General features: G+C 67.6%; 13 protein-coding genes. 8 read left to right on the top strand and 5 right to left on the bottom strand.

The features are described 5' to 3' along the window. Positions 1-3 precede the first annotated feature (3 nt). Genes AB6806_RS01240 through AB6806_RS01215 form a run of 6 tightly spaced genes read left to right on the top strand, consistent with a single transcriptional unit; the run spans position 4 to position 9043 of the window. Positions 4-1218, top strand: coding sequence for an NAD(P)/FAD-dependent oxidoreductase (locus tag AB6806_RS01240; protein ID WP_142020328.1), 1215 nt, complete (start codon positions 4-6; stop codon positions 1216-1218). Beyond that, positions 1218-3905, top strand: a complete 2688-nt coding sequence (locus AB6806_RS01235) for a nitrate reductase (protein WP_142020327.1) — start codon at positions 1218-1220, stop codon at positions 3903-3905. Before AB6806_RS01240 ends, AB6806_RS01235 begins: the two co-directional genes overlap by 1 nt. A gap of 41 nt (positions 3906-3946) precedes the next feature. Next, a complete protein-coding gene (ntrB, locus tag AB6806_RS01230) occupies positions 3947-4855 on the top strand; it encodes a nitrate ABC transporter permease (RefSeq protein WP_142020326.1) in 909 nt (302 codons plus the stop codon). Positions 4856-4866: 11 nt separating this feature from the next. Next, on the top strand, positions 4867-5658 hold the full coding sequence (locus tag AB6806_RS01225; RefSeq protein WP_038361557.1) for an ABC transporter ATP-binding protein: 792 nt from the start codon (positions 4867-4869) through the stop codon (positions 5656-5658). A gap of 11 nt (positions 5659-5669) precedes the next feature. After that, on the top strand, positions 5670-7460 hold the full coding sequence (locus AB6806_RS01220) for a NirA family protein (protein ID WP_370953941.1): 1791 nt from the start codon (positions 5670-5672) through the stop codon (positions 7458-7460). After that, the gene (locus AB6806_RS01215) at positions 7457-9043 is read left to right on the top strand and encodes a sulfite reductase subunit alpha (RefSeq protein WP_370953940.1); all 1587 of its coding nucleotides are present in this window, start codon (positions 7457-7459) and stop codon (positions 9041-9043) included. Before AB6806_RS01220 ends, AB6806_RS01215 begins: the two co-directional genes overlap by 4 nt. A 138-nt stretch (positions 9044-9181) precedes the next feature. Here AB6806_RS01215 and AB6806_RS01210 read toward each other — a convergent pair whose 3' ends face one another. Genes AB6806_RS01210 through AB6806_RS01190 form a run of 5 tightly spaced genes read right to left on the bottom strand, consistent with a single transcriptional unit; the run spans position 9182 to position 13235 of the window. Further along, positions 9182-9517, bottom strand: coding sequence for a hypothetical protein (locus AB6806_RS01210; protein ID WP_370953939.1), 336 nt, complete (start codon positions 9515-9517; stop codon positions 9182-9184). Further along, positions 9517-10413: a DUF6772 family protein gene (locus tag AB6806_RS01205; protein WP_370953938.1), complete on the bottom strand. Its 897-nt coding sequence runs from the start codon at positions 10411-10413 to the stop codon at positions 9517-9519. The genes AB6806_RS01210 and AB6806_RS01205 overlap by 1 nt, the downstream gene beginning before the upstream one ends. A 5-nt stretch (positions 10414-10418) precedes the next feature. Then, a complete protein-coding gene (locus AB6806_RS01200; protein ID WP_260368235.1) occupies positions 10419-11246 on the bottom strand; it encodes a carbohydrate ABC transporter permease in 828 nt (275 codons plus the stop codon). After that, positions 11239-12111 carry a carbohydrate ABC transporter permease gene (locus tag AB6806_RS01195; protein ID WP_370953937.1) on the bottom strand — a complete coding sequence of 291 codons (873 nt, stop codon included), beginning with the start codon at positions 12109-12111 and terminating at the stop codon, positions 11239-11241. The genes AB6806_RS01200 and AB6806_RS01195 overlap by 8 nt, the downstream gene beginning before the upstream one ends. After that, positions 12111-13235, bottom strand: a complete 1125-nt coding sequence (locus AB6806_RS01190; protein ID WP_370953936.1) for a mandelate racemase/muconate lactonizing enzyme family protein — start codon at positions 13233-13235, stop codon at positions 12111-12113. The genes AB6806_RS01195 and AB6806_RS01190 overlap by 1 nt, the downstream gene beginning before the upstream one ends. 98 nt (positions 13236-13333) lie before the next feature. Between AB6806_RS01190 and AB6806_RS01185 the strand changes: the two genes are divergently transcribed. After that, positions 13334-14125 carry a FadR/GntR family transcriptional regulator gene (locus AB6806_RS01185; RefSeq protein ID WP_370953935.1) on the top strand — a complete coding sequence of 264 codons (792 nt, stop codon included), beginning with the start codon at positions 13334-13336 and terminating at the stop codon, positions 14123-14125. Next, the gene (locus AB6806_RS01180) at positions 14097-15392 is read left to right on the top strand and encodes an ABC transporter substrate-binding protein (protein WP_113252167.1); all 1296 of its coding nucleotides are present in this window, start codon (positions 14097-14099) and stop codon (positions 15390-15392) included. The genes AB6806_RS01185 and AB6806_RS01180 overlap by 29 nt, the downstream gene beginning before the upstream one ends. Positions 15393-15422: the final 30 nt, after the last annotated feature.

The following is a 15422-nucleotide window of genomic DNA, read 5'->3' as shown; positions in this document are numbered from 1 at the left end:
CGCATGGCCGAGCCGCTGATCATCGTCGGCAATGGCATGGCCGCGACGCGGCTGGTTGACGAGCTCAGCCAGCACGCGCTCGGGCGCTATTCCATCGCGGTGATCGGGGACGAGCCGCGCCTCGCCTATAACCGCGTCCTGCTCTCGCCGCTGCTGGCGGGCGAGATCGGCGAGCCAGAGATCGAGCTCAAGCCGGCCCCCTGGTGGCGGGCGCGCGGCATCTCGACCTTCTACGGCCGGCCGGCCCAGACCATCGACCGCGCCGCGCGGAGGGTGACCCTCAGTGACGGGCTGACGCTGCCCTATGGCAAGCTCGTGCTCGCGACCGGCTCGACGCCGCTCAGGCCGCCCTTCCCCGGCAGCGATCTCGCCGGCGTCGCGACCTTCCGCGACACCGCCGATGTCGGCGCGATGCGGGCCTATGCCCAGCGCGGCGCCCGGATCGTGGTCATCGGCGGCGGCTTGCTGGGACTGGAAGCCGCCTATGGCCTTTCCCGAGCGGGCGGTGCGGTGACGCTGCTGCATCTGGTCGACCGCCTGATGGAACGCCAGCTCGACCATGAAGGCGCAGGATTGCTTGCGGCAGCGATGGCCGCGCGCGGCATCGATGTGCGACTGGGAGCAGAGACGAAAGGTTTCGTGGGCCGCGACCATGTCGAGGCTGTCATGCTGACCGACGGCATCGAGATTCCCGCCGATCTCGTGGTCATCGCCATCGGCGTGCGCCCGAATACCGGCCTCGCGCGGGCTGCTGGCTTGAGCGTCGGGCGCGGCATCCTGGTCGATGACGGGCTCGCCACCGACGATCCCGCCATCTTCGCCATCGGCGAATGCGCCGAGCATCGCGGCCTCGCCTATGGGCTGGTCGAGCCGGCCTATGAACAGGCGCGCGTGCTGGCCGCCCGGCTCGCCGGGCGGGAGGGCGCCTATCAGGGCTCGCTGCTCGCGACCAATCTCAAGGTCTCTGGCGTCGGCGTCTTCTCTGCCGGCGAGTTCGAGGCCGGTGACGGCGCCGAGACCGTCGTGCTGCGCGATCCCAGCGCCGGCATCTATCGCAAATTCGTGCTGCGCGACGGGCGCCTCGCCGGCTGCGTGCTCGTCGGCGACACGCAAGGCGCGCTGTTCTATCTCGGGCTGATCCGCTCGGGCCAGGACATCAGCGCGATCCGCGCCGACCTGCCTTTCGGCGAGAGCTACTGCGTCAGGGAAGCCGCCTGATGCGCCATGACGCCCCCCTCGCCCCGGCTGCGACGCGCACGACCTGTCCCTATTGCGGGGTCGGCTGCGGCGTGCTGGCGACGCCGGACGGGATCGGCGGGGCCGCGATCGCGGGCGATGCGGATCATCCGGCCAATCGGGGGCGACTCTGCTCCAAGGGCTCGGCGCTCGGCGAGACGCTGGGACTGGGCAGCCGGGTGCTCCATCCGCTGAAGCGCAACGCCGCCGGGAGCTATGACAGGATCGGCTGGGGCGAGGCGCTCGACGCCGTCGCCAACGGGCTGCGGAGCATCGCCGCAGCGCAGGGGCCCGAGGCGATCGCCTTCTACCTCTCCGGCCAGCTCCTGACCGAGGATTATTACGTCGCCAACAAGCTGATGAAGGGCTTCATCGGCTCGCCCCATGTCGACACCAATTCGCGGCTGTGCATGTCCTCGACCGTCGCGGCGCAGCGTCGGGTCTTCGGCTCGGACACGGTGCCCGGCGCCTATGAGGATTTCGACGGGGCCGACCTGATCGTCCTCGTCGGCTCGAACACGGCCTGGTGTCACCCGGTCCTGTTCCGGCGGATGCAGGACAATCGTCAAGGGCGCGGCGCGCGCCTCGTCGTACTCGATCCGCGCGTCACCGCGACGGCGGAGGACGCCGACATGGTGCTGGCGCTGAGGCCCGGTTCCGACGCAGCACTCTTCGCGGGGCTGCTTGTCCATCTCGCCGGGCGCGGCCTCGTCGACCGCAGCTATGTCGCGCGCCATGTCGCCGGCTTTGAGGAGACACTCGCCAATGCGTGCGAGATCGCCCCCGACATCGCCGCGGTTTCCGCCACCACCGACCTGCCCACCGAGCAGATTGCGGCCTTCTACGAGCTTTGGGCCAGCACACCGCATGTCGTGACGGCCTGGAGCCAGGGCGTCAACCAATCGGCGCAAGGCACGGACAAGGTCTCCGCAATCCTGAACTGTCATCTCGCGACGGGGCGGATCGGACGGCCCGGCTGCGGTCCCTTCTCGCTCACCGGTCAGCCGAATGCGATGGGCGGACGCGAGGTCGGCGGGCTCGCCAACATGCTGGCCGCCCATATGGGTTACGCTCCCGAGGACATCGACCGCGTGCGCCGCTTCTGGCAGGCGCCGAACATCGCCCGCCGCGAGGGGCTGAAGGCCGTCCAGATGCTGGACGCGGTCGCTGAGCGCCGAATCCGGGCGATGTGGGTGATGGCGACGAACCCCGCCGCCTCTCTCCCGGAGGCCGACAAGGTTCGCGCCGCGCTCGCCGGCCTCGACCTCTTCGTCGTCTCCGAGAACGTGCTCTCGAACGATACGGTCGCGGCGAAACCGCACTACATCCTGCCGGCCGCCGCCTGGGGCGAGAAGGACGGCACCGTCACCAATTCCGAGCGGCGGATCTCGCGCCAGCGCGCCTTCCTGCCGCTGCCGGGCGAGGTGAAGCCGGATTGGTGGATCGTCTGCGAGGTGGCGAAGCGTCTCGGCTTCGGCGCCGCCTTCACTTACACCGGCGCGCACGACATCTATGCCGAGCACGCGGCGCTGTCGGCCTTCGAGAACGATGGCAGGCGCGATTTCGACATCGGCGCCCATGCCCGCCTCGACAAGGCCGCCTATGACAGGCTGCGGCCGGTGCAGTGGCCGGTACCGGAGCGGCAGCGCGAGGGCACCGCGCGGCTCTTCGCCGATGGCGGCTTTTTCGGCCCCGAGCGCCGCGCGCAGATGCGCCCGCTCGCCGCGCCGAAGCTCGCCTCGGACACCGACGGCACCTTCCCGCTGCTGCTCAACACGGGCCGCGTCCGCGACCACTGGCACACGATGACGCGGACCGGGCTCAGCCCCCGGCTCAGCGCCCATATCGCCGAGCCTTCGGTTTCCGCGAATCCGGCCGACATCGCGCGTTTCGGGCTGATCGAGGGCGGCTTCGCACGGCTCGCCAGCGCCCATGGCAGCGCTGTACTCAAGGTCTCGGCCGATGAGGGCGTGGCCCAGGGCTCGCTGTTCGCGCCGATCCACTGGTCCGGAGAAACCGCCTCCGACGCGCGCATCGGAGCGCTGGCGCAGCCGCTCTGCGACCCCTTTTCCGGCCAGCCCGAAATGAAGGCGACGCCGGTTTCGATCGCGCCGGTCGCCTATCGCTTCGAGGGCTTCGTCCTGTCGCGCGAGCCCTTCGCGCTGCCTGCAGAAAGCTGGTGGGCACGGCTCGCGGTGCAGGGCGGCGAAGGCCGGCTCTTCGCCACCGACTCGGCCATCGATGCCTTGGCGGCGCTGATGCGCGAACGCTTCGGCGGTCATGAGATGACCGAGCTGATCGACCGCGACGGCGGCAGCTATCGCTGCGCCGTGCTCCGCGAAGGCCGGCTCGCGGCCGCCCTCTTCCTCGCACCGGCGGGCCGCGCCCCGCTCTGGGATACGGTCAAGGCCGTCTTTGCCGATCCCGCCGCGACCGTGGAGAGCCGGCTCGCCCTGCTGTCCGGACGCAGCCCCGACGGGAGCGATCCCGGTCCGACCGTCTGCGCCTGCTTCGGCGTGGGCCTGAACGCCATCCGCGCCGCCTTCGAGGCCGGCGCGACGACGGCCAAGGAGATCGGCCTGCAACTCAAGGCGGGCACCAATTGCGGCTCCTGCCTTCCCGAAATCCGTCGCATCGGGGCGCGGCCACGCGCCAGCGAGGCGGCATGACGCATGCGACGCAAGAGCTCGGTCAGAGGAGAGACTGGAACATGGGTCAGCCTGTCTTGAAGGACACGATCGCGGGCGCGACAGTCGTCACCCTTCCCGGCAAGCCGCCGGAGGTCGTGTCGCTGCCGGCCGCGACGTCGAAGCCGCTGGGGGCGAAGCTCGCGGGCTGGGCGAAGGCAGCGATGGTCAATCTGCTGCCGCCGCTGATCACGGTGGCGCTGATCCTGCTGTTCTGGCAGCTCGCCGCGCATGGACCGCAATCCTCCCTGCCGACGCCCACCAAGATCTGGGAAGAGGCGAAGGACCTGATCGTCGAACCGTTCTACTGGGCGGGCTCGCAGGATATCGGGCTGGGCTGGCGCATCCTGGTCTCGCTGCAGCGCGTCGCCATCGGCTTCAGCCTGGCGGCCGTGGTCGGCGTGCTGCTCGGCGCGCTGGTCGGCCAGTCGATCTGGGCGATGCGCGGGCTCGACCCGGTCTTCCAGGTGCTGCGCACGGTGCCGCCGCTCGCCTGGCTGCCGCTCTCGCTCGCCGCCTTCCGCGACAGCCAGCCCTCGGCGATCTTCGTGATCTTCATCACCGCGATCTGGCCGATCATCATCAACACGGCCGTCGGCATCCGCAATATTCCGCAGGATTATCGCAATGTCGCGAAGGTGCTGCGGCTGAACCAGATCGAGTTCTTCTTCAAGATCATGGTGCCTTCGGCCGCGCCCTACATCTTCACCGGCCTGAGGATCGGCGTCGGTCTGTCCTGGCTCGCCATTGTCGCCGCCGAAATGCTGACCGGCGGCGTCGGCATCGGCTTCTTTATCTGGGATGCGTGGAACTCCTCCCGCCTCTCCGACATCATCGTGGCGCTGGTCTATATCGGCGTGGTCGGCTTCTTGCTGGACCGCCTCGTCGCCCTTCTCGGCCATGTCGTCACCCGCGGCACCGCGACCCATTGAGGGCTTGAACGATGAGCTATCTCAAGATCGACCACGTCGACAAAAGCTTCCAGCGCGGCGCCGCCACGACGGAGGTGCTCAAGGACATCAGCCTCGTCATCGACAAGGGCGAGTTCGTCTCGATCATCGGCCATTCCGGCTGCGGCAAGTCGACCCTGCTCAACATCGTCGCGGGGCTGACGCCGGCGACGAGCGGCGGCATCCTGCTCGAGGGCAAGGAGGTCAATGCGCCCGGCCCGGACCGGGCCGTGGTCTTTCAGAACCATTCGCTGCTGCCCTGGCTCACCGTCTACGACAATGTCGCGCTCGCCGTGAACAAGGTCTTCGGCAGCTCCAAGAGCAGGGCCGAGCGGCATGGCTGGATCATGCACAATCTCGACCTCGTCCAGATGGCCCATGCCAAGGACAAGCGGCCGGCCGAGATCTCCGGCGGCATGAAGCAGCGCGTCGGCATCGCGCGGGGGCTCGCCATGGAGCCGAAGATCCTGCTGCTCGACGAGCCCTTCGGCGCGCTCGACGCGCTGACGCGGGCGCATCTGCAGGATTCGGTGATGCAGATCCATGCCGCGCTCGGCAACACCATGATCATGATCACCCACGACGTCGACGAGGCCGTGCTGCTCTCCGACCGGATCGTGATGATGTCGAACGGCCCCTCCGCCCGCATCGGCGAAGTGCTCGACGTGCGGCTTGCCCGCCCGCGCAAGCGGCTGGAGCTGGTCTCTGACCGCACCTACATCGGCGCGCGCGAGGCGGTGCTGAAATTCCTCTACGAACGCCACCGCTTCGTCGAGGCGGCGTGACGACGCCGGCCATGAGCGACGATTTCACACCCGATCAGAAGCGCTATCTCGAAGGCTTCACCAGCGGCATGCAATCGGCCCGGGCCGCGCGCGGGCTCGCGCCGCTCGGCGGAGCAGGTGGCGGAACGCCTCCCGCCGGGCCCGACCGAGAACATCTGGAAGCGCAGGAGCGCGCGGTCGCCGCCGGCGGCAAGCTCGTTCCGCAGGAGAAGTGGAAACAGGCCGAGCACCCTTTCGACGCCTATGCCCGCTTCAAGGCACAGGCCGCCACCGGCGCATTTCCCAAGCCCGAGGATGATTTCCGCTGGCGCTATCACGGCCTGTTCTATGTGGCGCCGGCGCAGAACAGCTATATGTGTCGGCTGCGCATTCCCAACGGCATCCTGAACGCCTGGCAATTCGAGGGCGTGGCGGATCTCGCCGAGTGCTGCGGCGGCGGCTACAGCCATGTCACCACGCGGGCCAATCTCCAGATCCGCGAGATTTCGGCCGAGAATGCGCCGTCGCTGCTGGAAGGGCTCGCCGATCTCGGCCTGACCGCCAAGGGCTCGGGCGCCGACAATATCCGCAACGTCACAGGCACGGCGACGGCCGGCATCGACCCGCTCGAACTCCTCGACACGCGCCCGCATGCCCGCGCCTGGCATCACCACATCCTCAACGACCGCTCGCTCTACGGCCTGCCGCGCAAGTTCAACGTCGCCTTCGACGGCGCCGGCTCGATCGCGACGCTGGAGGACACCAACGATATCGGCTTCCAGGCCATCGACGTGCTGGAAGGCGCTTCCTGTGACGGGCAGCCGGTCGAGCCGGGCATCTGGTACCGCCTCGCGCTCGGCGGCATCACCGGCCACAAGGATCTCGCCCGCGACACCGGCGTGATCGTCGCGCCTTCCGACGCGATTGCCGTGGCGGATGCCATCGTGCGCGTCTTCATCGCCCATGGCGACCGGACGGACCGCAACAAGGCCCGGCTCAAATATGTGCTCGATGCCTGGGGCTTCGAGACCTTCCTCGCCGCCGTCGAGGAGAAGCTCGGGCGCCGGCTGCTCCGGCTCGACGGCGTCTTCGTCGCGCCGCGCCCCGTCTATGACCGTCTCGCCCATATCGGCGTGCATGCGCAGGCTCAGGCCGGCCTGAACTGGATCGGCGTCGCCCTGCCGGTGGGCAAGCTCACCGTGCCGCAGATGCGCGTCATCGCGGCGATCGCGCGCCAATGCGGCGACGGCGATATCCGCCTCACCGTCTGGCAGAACCTCCTGATCTCCGGCGTGCCCGACGCGAAGATCGAGGACGCGCTCGCGAATTTGCAAGCCGCCGGCCTCTCGGCCGAGACCTCCATCCTGCGCGCCGGGCTGATTGCCTGCACGGGCGCGACCGGCTGCAAATTCGCCGGCGCGCACACCAAGGAGGACGCGCTCGCCATCGCCGCCCATTGCGAACCGCGCATCGTGCTCGACCAGGCGGTCAACATCCACCTGACCGGCTGCCACAACTCCTGCGCCCAGCACTATATCGGCGATATCGGCCTGATCGGACAGAAGGTGCCGGTCGGGGACGAGGGCGACACCGTCCCCGGCTACAATGTCCTCGTCGGCGGCGGCTATGGCGTGGAAGGCGGCATCGGCCGCGAATTGCTGACGCATGTGAAGGCCGAGGAGGCCCCTGCCATCGTCGAAGCGATCCTGCGGAGCTGGCAGTCGCATCGGGCGGCGCCCGACGAAAGCTTCGTCGCCTTCGCGCGGCGCCACGAGATCGCGGCCCTGAGGGCACTGGTCACCGAGGCGGGAGAAGCGGCATGACCGTGCAGACGCCGACTCCGCTCGCGCAGATCGTCCCCGAGAGCGCGCCCTTTAGCGAGGAGCAGCGCTCCTGGCTCAACGGCTTCTTCGCCGGGCTGCTCTCGCTCGACAATGCCGGCGTCACCGCCCTGTCGCCGGCACAGAACGCCGCGATGATGGAGCAGGCCGAGGATGACGGAGCGCCCTGGCACGACCCGTCCATGCCGATGACGGAGCGCCTGCAGCTCGCCGAGGGCAAGCCCCTGCCCCGCCGGCTCTATGCTGCGATGGCCCAGCAGGATTGCGGGCAATGCGGCTATGTCTGCGAGACCTATTCCGCCGCCATCGCCTCCGGCGCGGAAGGAAGGCTCAATCTCTGCGCGCCGGGCGGCAAGGAAACGCTGCGGCAGGTCAAGGCGCTGATGGAGGAGCCCGGCGCCTCGGCCCCGGCCGCCCCCATCGAGGCCGCACCGGCAGCGGAATTGGGACCGAAAGGTCGCTGCCGCGAGAATCCGGCGCTCGCGACCTTTCTCTCGCGCCGCAAGCTCAATGGCGCGGGCTCCGAGAAGGAAACCTGGCATGTCGAGTTCGACCTCTCCGAAAGCGGGCTCGACTATGTCGTCGGCGACGCTTTCGGCATCGTCGCGCGGAACGATCCCCGCCTCGTCGATGCGGTGATCGCGCTTCTGGGCGCGCGGCCGGACGCAGAGATCGGCGGCAAGCCCCTGCGCGACAGGCTCATGGAAGATTGCGCGCTCGGACCGGCGCCTGATGCGCTGTTCCAGCTCATCTCCTATGTCACCGGCGGGGAAGCCCGCGCCAAGGCGAGGCGCCTTGCCGCCGGGGAGGATCCCGACGGCGATATCGACCGGCTCGACGTGCTCGGCACGCTGCACAAATTCTCGCAGGCGCGGCTTTCAGCGGAGGCCTTCGTCGAGGCGCTTGATCCGCTGCAGCCGCGGCTCTATTCGATCTCCTCCTCGCACAACGCCACGCCGGGCCGCATCACGCTGACCGTCGATACCGTGCGCTACAAGATCGGCACGCGCCCGCGCTGGGGCGTGGCCTCGACCTTCCTCGCCGAACGCGTGGAGCCCGGCGACAAGGTGCCGGTCTATGTCCAGCGCGCCCATGGCTTCGGGCTGCCCGCCGATCCGGCGACGCCAATCATCATGTGCGGTCCGGGCACGGGCGTCGCGCCCTTCCGCGCCTTCCTGCACGACCGGCAGGCGACCAAGGCACCCGGCCGCAACTGGCTGTTCTTCGGCCATCAGCGGCGGGCCTGCGACTTCTTCTACGAAGACGAATTGCAGGCGATGAAGGATGCCGGCTTCCTCACCAACCTGACGCTCGCCTGGTCGCGCGATGCGGGCGAGAAGGTCTATGTCCAGGACCGCATGCGCGAGCGCGGCGGCGAACTCTGGGCCTGGCTCGAACAGGGCGCGCATTTCTACGTCTGCGGCGACGCCAAGCGCATGGCCAAGGATGTCGAGCGCGCTCTGGTCGATGTCGTCGCGGAGCATGGCGGGCGCTCCAGCGAGGAGGCGATCGCCTATATCGCATCCTTGCGGAAGGCCGGGCGCTATCAGGCCGACGTCTATTAGGGCATGCCGATTTTGCGCCGAACCACGCCGTCATCCCGGGCCTGACCCGGGATCCATGCCTGACCCTTTTCGATCAAGGCTCCGGCATGGATCCCGTGCTTCCGCGACAACGCAGCAAGCTCCACGGATGTCCCGCTATCAGGCCTTCAGATGGAAGGTCACCAGCACGGTGATCTCGGCACCCTTCGGCAAGGTTGCGGCGATGCGCAAGAAGTTGCCGAAATGGGCGAGCCGCTGGAAGGTCACGGCGTCCTTCGCCGCCGGCAGGTCGAACTCCGAGCCCTCGGGACACCAGTGCATGCCGTCCGCCGAGATTTCGACCCTGGCCTTGGGCAATGGGCCGACCGGGGCCTTGAGCGCCCGGACGAAGACGATGGCCTCCTTCGCCCAGCCGGCCTCGTAGGGCTCGGTCGCACTCGCCCCCGTCCAGCTTTCGTTGCGGGCGACGACGGCGGTCAGGTTCTCGGGCAACATCAGAAATCCCCCGACAGGCAGACGGAATCGAGATAGGCGAAGGCGCGCTTGTGGGTGTCGGTCTCGGCGAAGAAGGCCAGATTCAGCATGCACCACAGGTTCTTCATCGCGGGGATGCGGATGCAGTCGAACCCGTCCATCGCGAAGACGCGGTCGTTGACCTGAAAGCGCGTCGCCTGCATCGCCGCGAGGTCGAAATCGAAGCGCAGATAGTGCCAATTCACCTTGGTCGGGATCTCGTTGTAGCAGAGCCGCTGCTCGCCGCCGGGTAGATCCTCCCAATCGTCGGGAGCGAGATGGTAATGCGTGATCGTCTTGCCGGCGGTGCCGATCGGCTTGATCGGCGTGGTCTTTCGTTTGAACTGCCATTTCTGGATGTGCTGGCCGTCCTGCGCGTTCAGGAAGCGCAGATGCGGCATGACCCGATCGCCCGGCCCTGACGTATCGCCGATCTGGAGATCGTAGAGGAAGCCGAAGGAGCGGATATCGGTCTCCGACAGGGCGAGCTCCGTCGCCTCCGGCTTGAAGGTGAAATAGGCCTCGAGCCGGATCGGCCCGGCCTTGCGGAAGGTCAGCCGCTTGATCGCGACATTCTGCGCGCCCTTTTTCGGGCGGGTGGCGATCTTCAAGGCATAGGAGCCGTCGACGCCGCCATGCGAGCCGAAATCCCAGTTCGGCAGGGTCGAGAGCATGGCGTGGCTGTGCTGGGCATAGCCCGGCAGCATCGCGTCGAGCGTATCCTCGTAATTGCCGACGAGCTGGGTCCAGCCGCACATCCCGCGGTCGAAATCGTCGAGGCAGATGATCCTCGGCAGCGGATCGAAGCGGCTTAAGCTTGGGTCGCTCTCGCGCAGGGCGCGTCTGAAGTCGTCGAGCCGGGAATCTGACGGGGTCATGGCGATCAGCCTTTCACCGCGCCGGCGGTGAGGCCGGCGACGAGGTGTTTCTGCATGAGGATGACGAAGGCGAGCACCGGCACGAGCTGCACGGTGGACGCAGCGAAGAGCACGCCCCATTCGACGCCCTCGACGGCGCCGATCATCTCGGAGATCACCAGCGGCGCGGTCTTGGCCTTGGTGGTGGTGAAGATGAAGGCGAAGAGGAACTCGTTCCAGGCATAGACGATGACGAAGACCGAGACCGCCAGCATGCCCTGCGCCGCCATCGGCAGGATCACGCGCATGATGATCTGGAACTGCGAGGCGCCGTCCATCATCGCGGCCTCGTCCAGCTCGCGCGGGATCTGGTCGATGAAGGTGCGCATCACCACCGTGCCCAGCGAGACGAAGAAGGTGGCGTAGAGCACGATCAGCACGACATGCGTGTCGTTGAGGCCGAGCCAGTTCACCACCGGGAAGAGCGGCAGCGTGATCACGATCGGCGGGATCAGGCGGATGAAGATCAGAAAGAAGGCCGAGGCCTGCAATCCGCGCGAGGCGAAGCGCGAATAGGCGAAGCCGGCGAGCAGCGAGACGCCGACCGCGAGCACGGTCGCGCCGACCGTGACGAGGAAGCTGTTCCAAAGACCGAAGAAGAAATCGCCCCAGCGGCTCCACAGCGCCTGGTAGTTCGCCAGCGTCGGCGCGAAGGAAAAGGCGCCCGTTGGCGAGAAGATGTCGCGGTCGGCCTTGAAGGACGACATCGCGATCAGGCCGATCGGGACGAGCGACCAGGCGACGACCGCCAGCACGCCCAAAAATTTCAGGAAATGGCGAAGCAGCTTAGGCACGCGCGAACATCTCCCGGTAGAGCCGGCGCAGATAGAACAGCGCGAGCAGGAGCGAGGCGAGCACGAGCAACCAGCCGGTGGCCGCGGCCGGGCCGAAGGCGTTGTAGCGGAAGGCCTCGAGATAGAGATAGACCGCCATCACCTCGGTCGAGCGTGCGGGTCCGCCGCCGGTCATCAGCCAGACCTCGGAAAACAGGCGGAAGGCGAAGATGTAGCGGAACAGCGCCGCGATCAGCAGCGCCGGCATCAAGAGCGGCAGCGTCACGCGGCGAAAGCTGGTCCAGGCCGAGGCGCCGTCGATGGACGCCGCCTCGTAGAGGTCGCTGGGGATCGAAAGCCGTGCGGCATAGAGGATGATGAAGCTGAACGGCAGATGCAGCCAGATCGAAAGCAGGCTGACTATGGCGAGGCCGTGGCTCGGGTTCACCGCCCATTCGATCGGCGGCAGCCCGATCGTGGCGAGCAACCGGCTCATCATCCCGACATCGGGCTCGAACAGGTAGCGCCACATCACCACCGCCGAGACCTCGCTGACGGCATAGGGCGCGAGCACGATGGCGAGCAGGAGCGCGCGAAACGGCACGCCCGAGGCGAAGAACAGCGCCATGCCGAGCCCGATCAGCAACTCCACATGCACGACGATCGCGACGACGATGACGGTGTTGAGCAGCGCCTTCCAGAAATACGGATCGGCCAGCACCTTGGCGTAGTTGGCGAGGCCGACGAATGTCGCCTGCTGGCCGAAGGAGGACTGGTTGAGGCTCAGCCAGAAGACGTAGATCGCCGGCAGGAAGATGATGCCGCCGATCATGAGCTGGACCGGCGTGACCAGCGCGATGGCGGAAAGGGGCGTGCGGCTGGTCATCAAGCGATCCTGAAGCGCTTCAGCGCCTCGCGGTCGATCTCGATGCCGAGGCCCGGCCCCTGCGGGATGGCGAGCTTGCCGTCGACCAGTTGCGAGCCCTCGCCGACGAGCGGGCGCGTGAAGGCATCGCGCAGTGGGTTCTCGTAGACCATGCATTCGAAGGTGCGGAAGGTTTCCGCGGCCGCCGCCAATTGCAGGCTCGCGGCAACGCAGATCGCGCCCGACCAGCCGACATGCGGCGCATAGGCCGTATTGAAGGTCGCCGCGAGCTCGGCGATACGCCAGGTCTCGGTGATGCCGCCCGAACGCGTCACGTCCGGCTGGATCAGCCCGAGCGAGCGGTCCTGCAACGAGATCAGCGCCTCAGACGCGACATAGTCACTCTCGCCGGCCGCCAGGCGGATCGGCAGGTGCTGGGCCAGACGACGATAGCCCTCGCGGTCATGCGGAGCGATCGGCTCCTCGAAGAAGCCGTAGCCGAGATCGGCCAGCGCCCGCCCGACGATCATCGCATCATCGACATCATAGGCCCAGTTGGCGTCGACATAGAGGGCGATGTCGTCGCCGGCGAGCCTACGGATCAGTTTCGCGCGGGCGATGGCGTCCCTGAGCGGATGGCCGAGCTTGACCTTGATCTCGCGGAAGCCGGCTTTCAGAACGGCCGCCACCTCGGCCTCGACCGTCGCATCGTCCAGCCAGTTGATCGAGGAAGCATAGGCCGCGACCTCCTTGCGCCCCATGCCGCCGAGCAGCTTGTGGATCGGCTCGCCCGCCTGCTTTCCGGCGATGTCCCAGAGCGCGATATCGATCGCGGCGATCGCTTCGACGATCTGGCCGCCGGGCCGCCCCGAGAGCGCCGCGCGCATCGACTTCCACAATGCGCGCCGGTCGGCGGCGTCGCGTCCGATCAGGCGCGGCACCAGCGCCTCCTCGATGAAGCGCGCATAGCCGGCCGCGCCACGCCGGCAGAGCCCCTCCCCGAAGCCGACCGTGCCGTCCTCGGTTTCGACCTCGACGACGACGATCTCGATCGCCGGGTAGTCACCCTGCGATGTCCGCTGGACCTTGGGCAGGGTCGCCCGCAGCGGATGCACGGCGATCTTCGATATCCGGCTGGCCGGCATGGGCTCGCGTCCTCCCTGAAGGACATCATCTTATCTGATAGGTTGAACAGTTGCCAAGGAACGCGGCATCTGTCAATGATCGCCGCCGGAGGAATTTGATGAGCGACACCGCCCGTTCCGTGCTGGATGAGGACGACCTTTTCGCCGGAGGCGATGTCGTGCCGATGCGTCTTGGCGATGCCGTGATCCAGCGCATCACCCAGGCGATTCATGACGGGCGGCTCAAGCCGGGCGATTTCCTGCCTTCGGAGGCACGCATTGCCGCCTCCTTCGGCGTCAGCAAGCCGATCGCGCGCGAGGCCATCCGCCAGCTCGCGGCGATGGGCGTCGTCCATATCCAGCAGGGCAAGCCGACGCGGGTGCAGGCGCTCGATGCCGCCCCGCTCGACCGCTTCTACCGCTTCGCCGTGCGCGGCCGCGCCAATGGCCTGACCGAGGCGGTAGAACTGCGCCGCATCCTGGAGCCGCCGATCGCCGCGCACAGTGCCGAGCGCCGCACGGCCGAGGATATCGAGAAGCTCGACCTCATTCTCGCCCGGATGGAAGATGCGCTTGGCAACGTGCCGCGCTGGATCGAGGCCGATCTCGATTTCCATGAGGCCGTCGCCGCCTCCTCGGGCAACCGCCTGCTGGATTTCCAGATCCGGGGCCTGCGGCCGGTGATCCGTGAGGTGATGGAGATATTCAATTCGCGCGAGGCGCGTGGCCCCGCCGACTGGCAGCGCACCTTCGAGCGGCATGTCCGCGTCGTCGACGCGATCCGGGCCGGCGATCCGGTTGCGGCCTTTGCCGCCATGAACAAGCATTTCGAAGCGGCCGAAGCCGCCATCGCGGAACTCGCGAACCACAGGGAGGATCACCATGAGCCAGAGGGCGACTCTCGACCGTAGGCAGTTCGGGGCCGGCATCCTGGGTTTGAGCTTCGCCGGGCTCGGCGGCGCGGCTCGGGCGCAGAGCAATCCGTTCAACGTCTTCACCCATCGCGTCATGCAGACGGTCGCGACCGGCGCGCAGGGCGGCGACATTACCAAGGACTGGGCGCAGAAGAACGGCGTCACCGTCCAGTGGACGACCTTCGACACCGGCCCACTGCAGGAGCGGCTGTTTCGCGAGGCGAGCCTAGGCGAGAGCTCGGTCGATGTCGGCTTCGTGGTCAATACCCAGGTCGTGCCGCGCGCCGCGACTTTGTTCGAGCCGCTCGACGACTACCTCAGGAAGGACCCGGTCGAGGACCCCGCCGACATCTTTCCCGGCCTGATGCAAGGCATGAAGGTCAGCGGCAAGCAGCTCGCCATCCCCTTCCGCCACGCCTCCTCCGGCCTGCACTACAATGAGGAGATCCTGGCCGAGAAAGGCTTCTCCAAGCCCCCGGCGACGATCGAGGAGATGATCGAGATCGCCAAGGCCTGCAGCTATCGCCGCAGCGACGGCACCCAAGTCGTGGGCTTGTGCACGCCGGGCGTGACCTATCCCAACGTGATCGACCTCGCCCGCGCCTGGGATGGCGACTTCATCACGCCCGATTTCAAATGCGTCGCCGACCAGCCGCCGATGCTGAATGCGATCCGCACCTTGCGCGAGCTTTTCCAGATCAACGCCTTCCCGCGCAGCTTCGCGACGCTCTCGCCCGAGGATGTCAATGTCTGGATGCAGCAGGGCCGCGCCGCGATGAGCCTGCAGAGCATGGGCCGCAACCGCATCTACAACGACCCGCAGAAATCCAAATTCCCCGGCAAGATCAAGACGATCGCCGTACCGGCCTCGAAGACGCTCGCCGGCAAATACGATGCCGCCCCGGCCAAGGTCGAGTTCTGGGGGATGGTCATTCCGAAGAACGCCAAGCGCAAGGACCTCGCCTGGAGCTTCATCAAGGCGATGACCTCGAAGGAGGCGACATTGAAGGCCGCGCTCAACGGCAACGGCCCGGTGCGCGCCTCGACCTATGCCGACCAGAGCTTCGCCGGGACCGTGCCCTATGCCGCCGAGGAATTGAAGGTCTTGAAGGTCGCACGCGTGCCCCTGCCGGCCTTCGACGAGGCGGCCCGCGCCGGCGACTTCTTCAAGGAGGAGGCGGAAGCCGCCGTGCTCGGCATGAAGACGCCCGAGGAGGCGATGGCCTCGCTGGTCAAGCGCGTGCAGCCGCTGCTGCCGGCCTGATCGATCGACAAAAGCGGCGCGACGACAGCG

The sequence above is a fragment of the Allobosea sp. RCC_152_1 genome (assembly GCF_041360765.1).
Lineage (GTDB): Bacteria > Pseudomonadota > Alphaproteobacteria > Rhizobiales > Beijerinckiaceae > Allobosea > Allobosea spartocytisi.
Note: the sequence above shows the minus strand (reverse complement) of the source record. Positions and strands in the feature narration are given on the sequence as shown.

Bases quoted from the DNA above. Each gene is read 5' to 3' on its own strand.
- AB6806_RS01240 (WP_142020328.1), top strand. From the start codon at position 4: ATGGCCGAGCCGCTGATCATCGTCGGCAATGGCATGGCCGCGACGCGG.
- AB6806_RS01235 (WP_142020327.1), top strand. From the start codon at position 1,218: ATGCGCCATGACGCCCCCCTCGCCCCGGCTGCGACGCGCACGACCTGT.
- ntrB (WP_142020326.1), top strand. From the start codon at position 3,947: ATGGGTCAGCCTGTCTTGAAGGACACGATCGCGGGCGCGACAGTCGTC.
- AB6806_RS01225 (WP_038361557.1), top strand. From the start codon at position 4,867: ATGAGCTATCTCAAGATCGACCACGTCGACAAAAGCTTCCAGCGCGGC.
- AB6806_RS01220 (WP_370953941.1), top strand. From the start codon at position 5,670: ATGAGCGACGATTTCACACCCGATCAGAAGCGCTATCTCGAAGGCTTC.
- AB6806_RS01215 (WP_370953940.1), top strand. From the start codon at position 7,457: ATGACCGTGCAGACGCCGACTCCGCTCGCGCAGATCGTCCCCGAGAGC.
- AB6806_RS01210 (WP_370953939.1), bottom strand. From the start codon at position 9,517: ATGTTGCCCGAGAACCTGACCGCCGTCGTCGCCCGCAACGAAAGCTGG.
- AB6806_RS01205 (WP_370953938.1), bottom strand. From the start codon at position 10,413: ATGACCCCGTCAGATTCCCGGCTCGACGACTTCAGACGCGCCCTGCGC.
- AB6806_RS01195 (WP_370953937.1), bottom strand. From the start codon at position 12,111: ATGACCAGCCGCACGCCCCTTTCCGCCATCGCGCTGGTCACGCCGGTC.
- AB6806_RS01190 (WP_370953936.1), bottom strand. From the start codon at position 13,235: ATGCCGGCCAGCCGGATATCGAAGATCGCCGTGCATCCGCTGCGGGCG.
- AB6806_RS01185 (WP_370953935.1), top strand. From the start codon at position 13,334: ATGAGCGACACCGCCCGTTCCGTGCTGGATGAGGACGACCTTTTCGCC.
- AB6806_RS01180 (WP_113252167.1), top strand. From the start codon at position 14,097: ATGAGCCAGAGGGCGACTCTCGACCGTAGGCAGTTCGGGGCCGGCATC.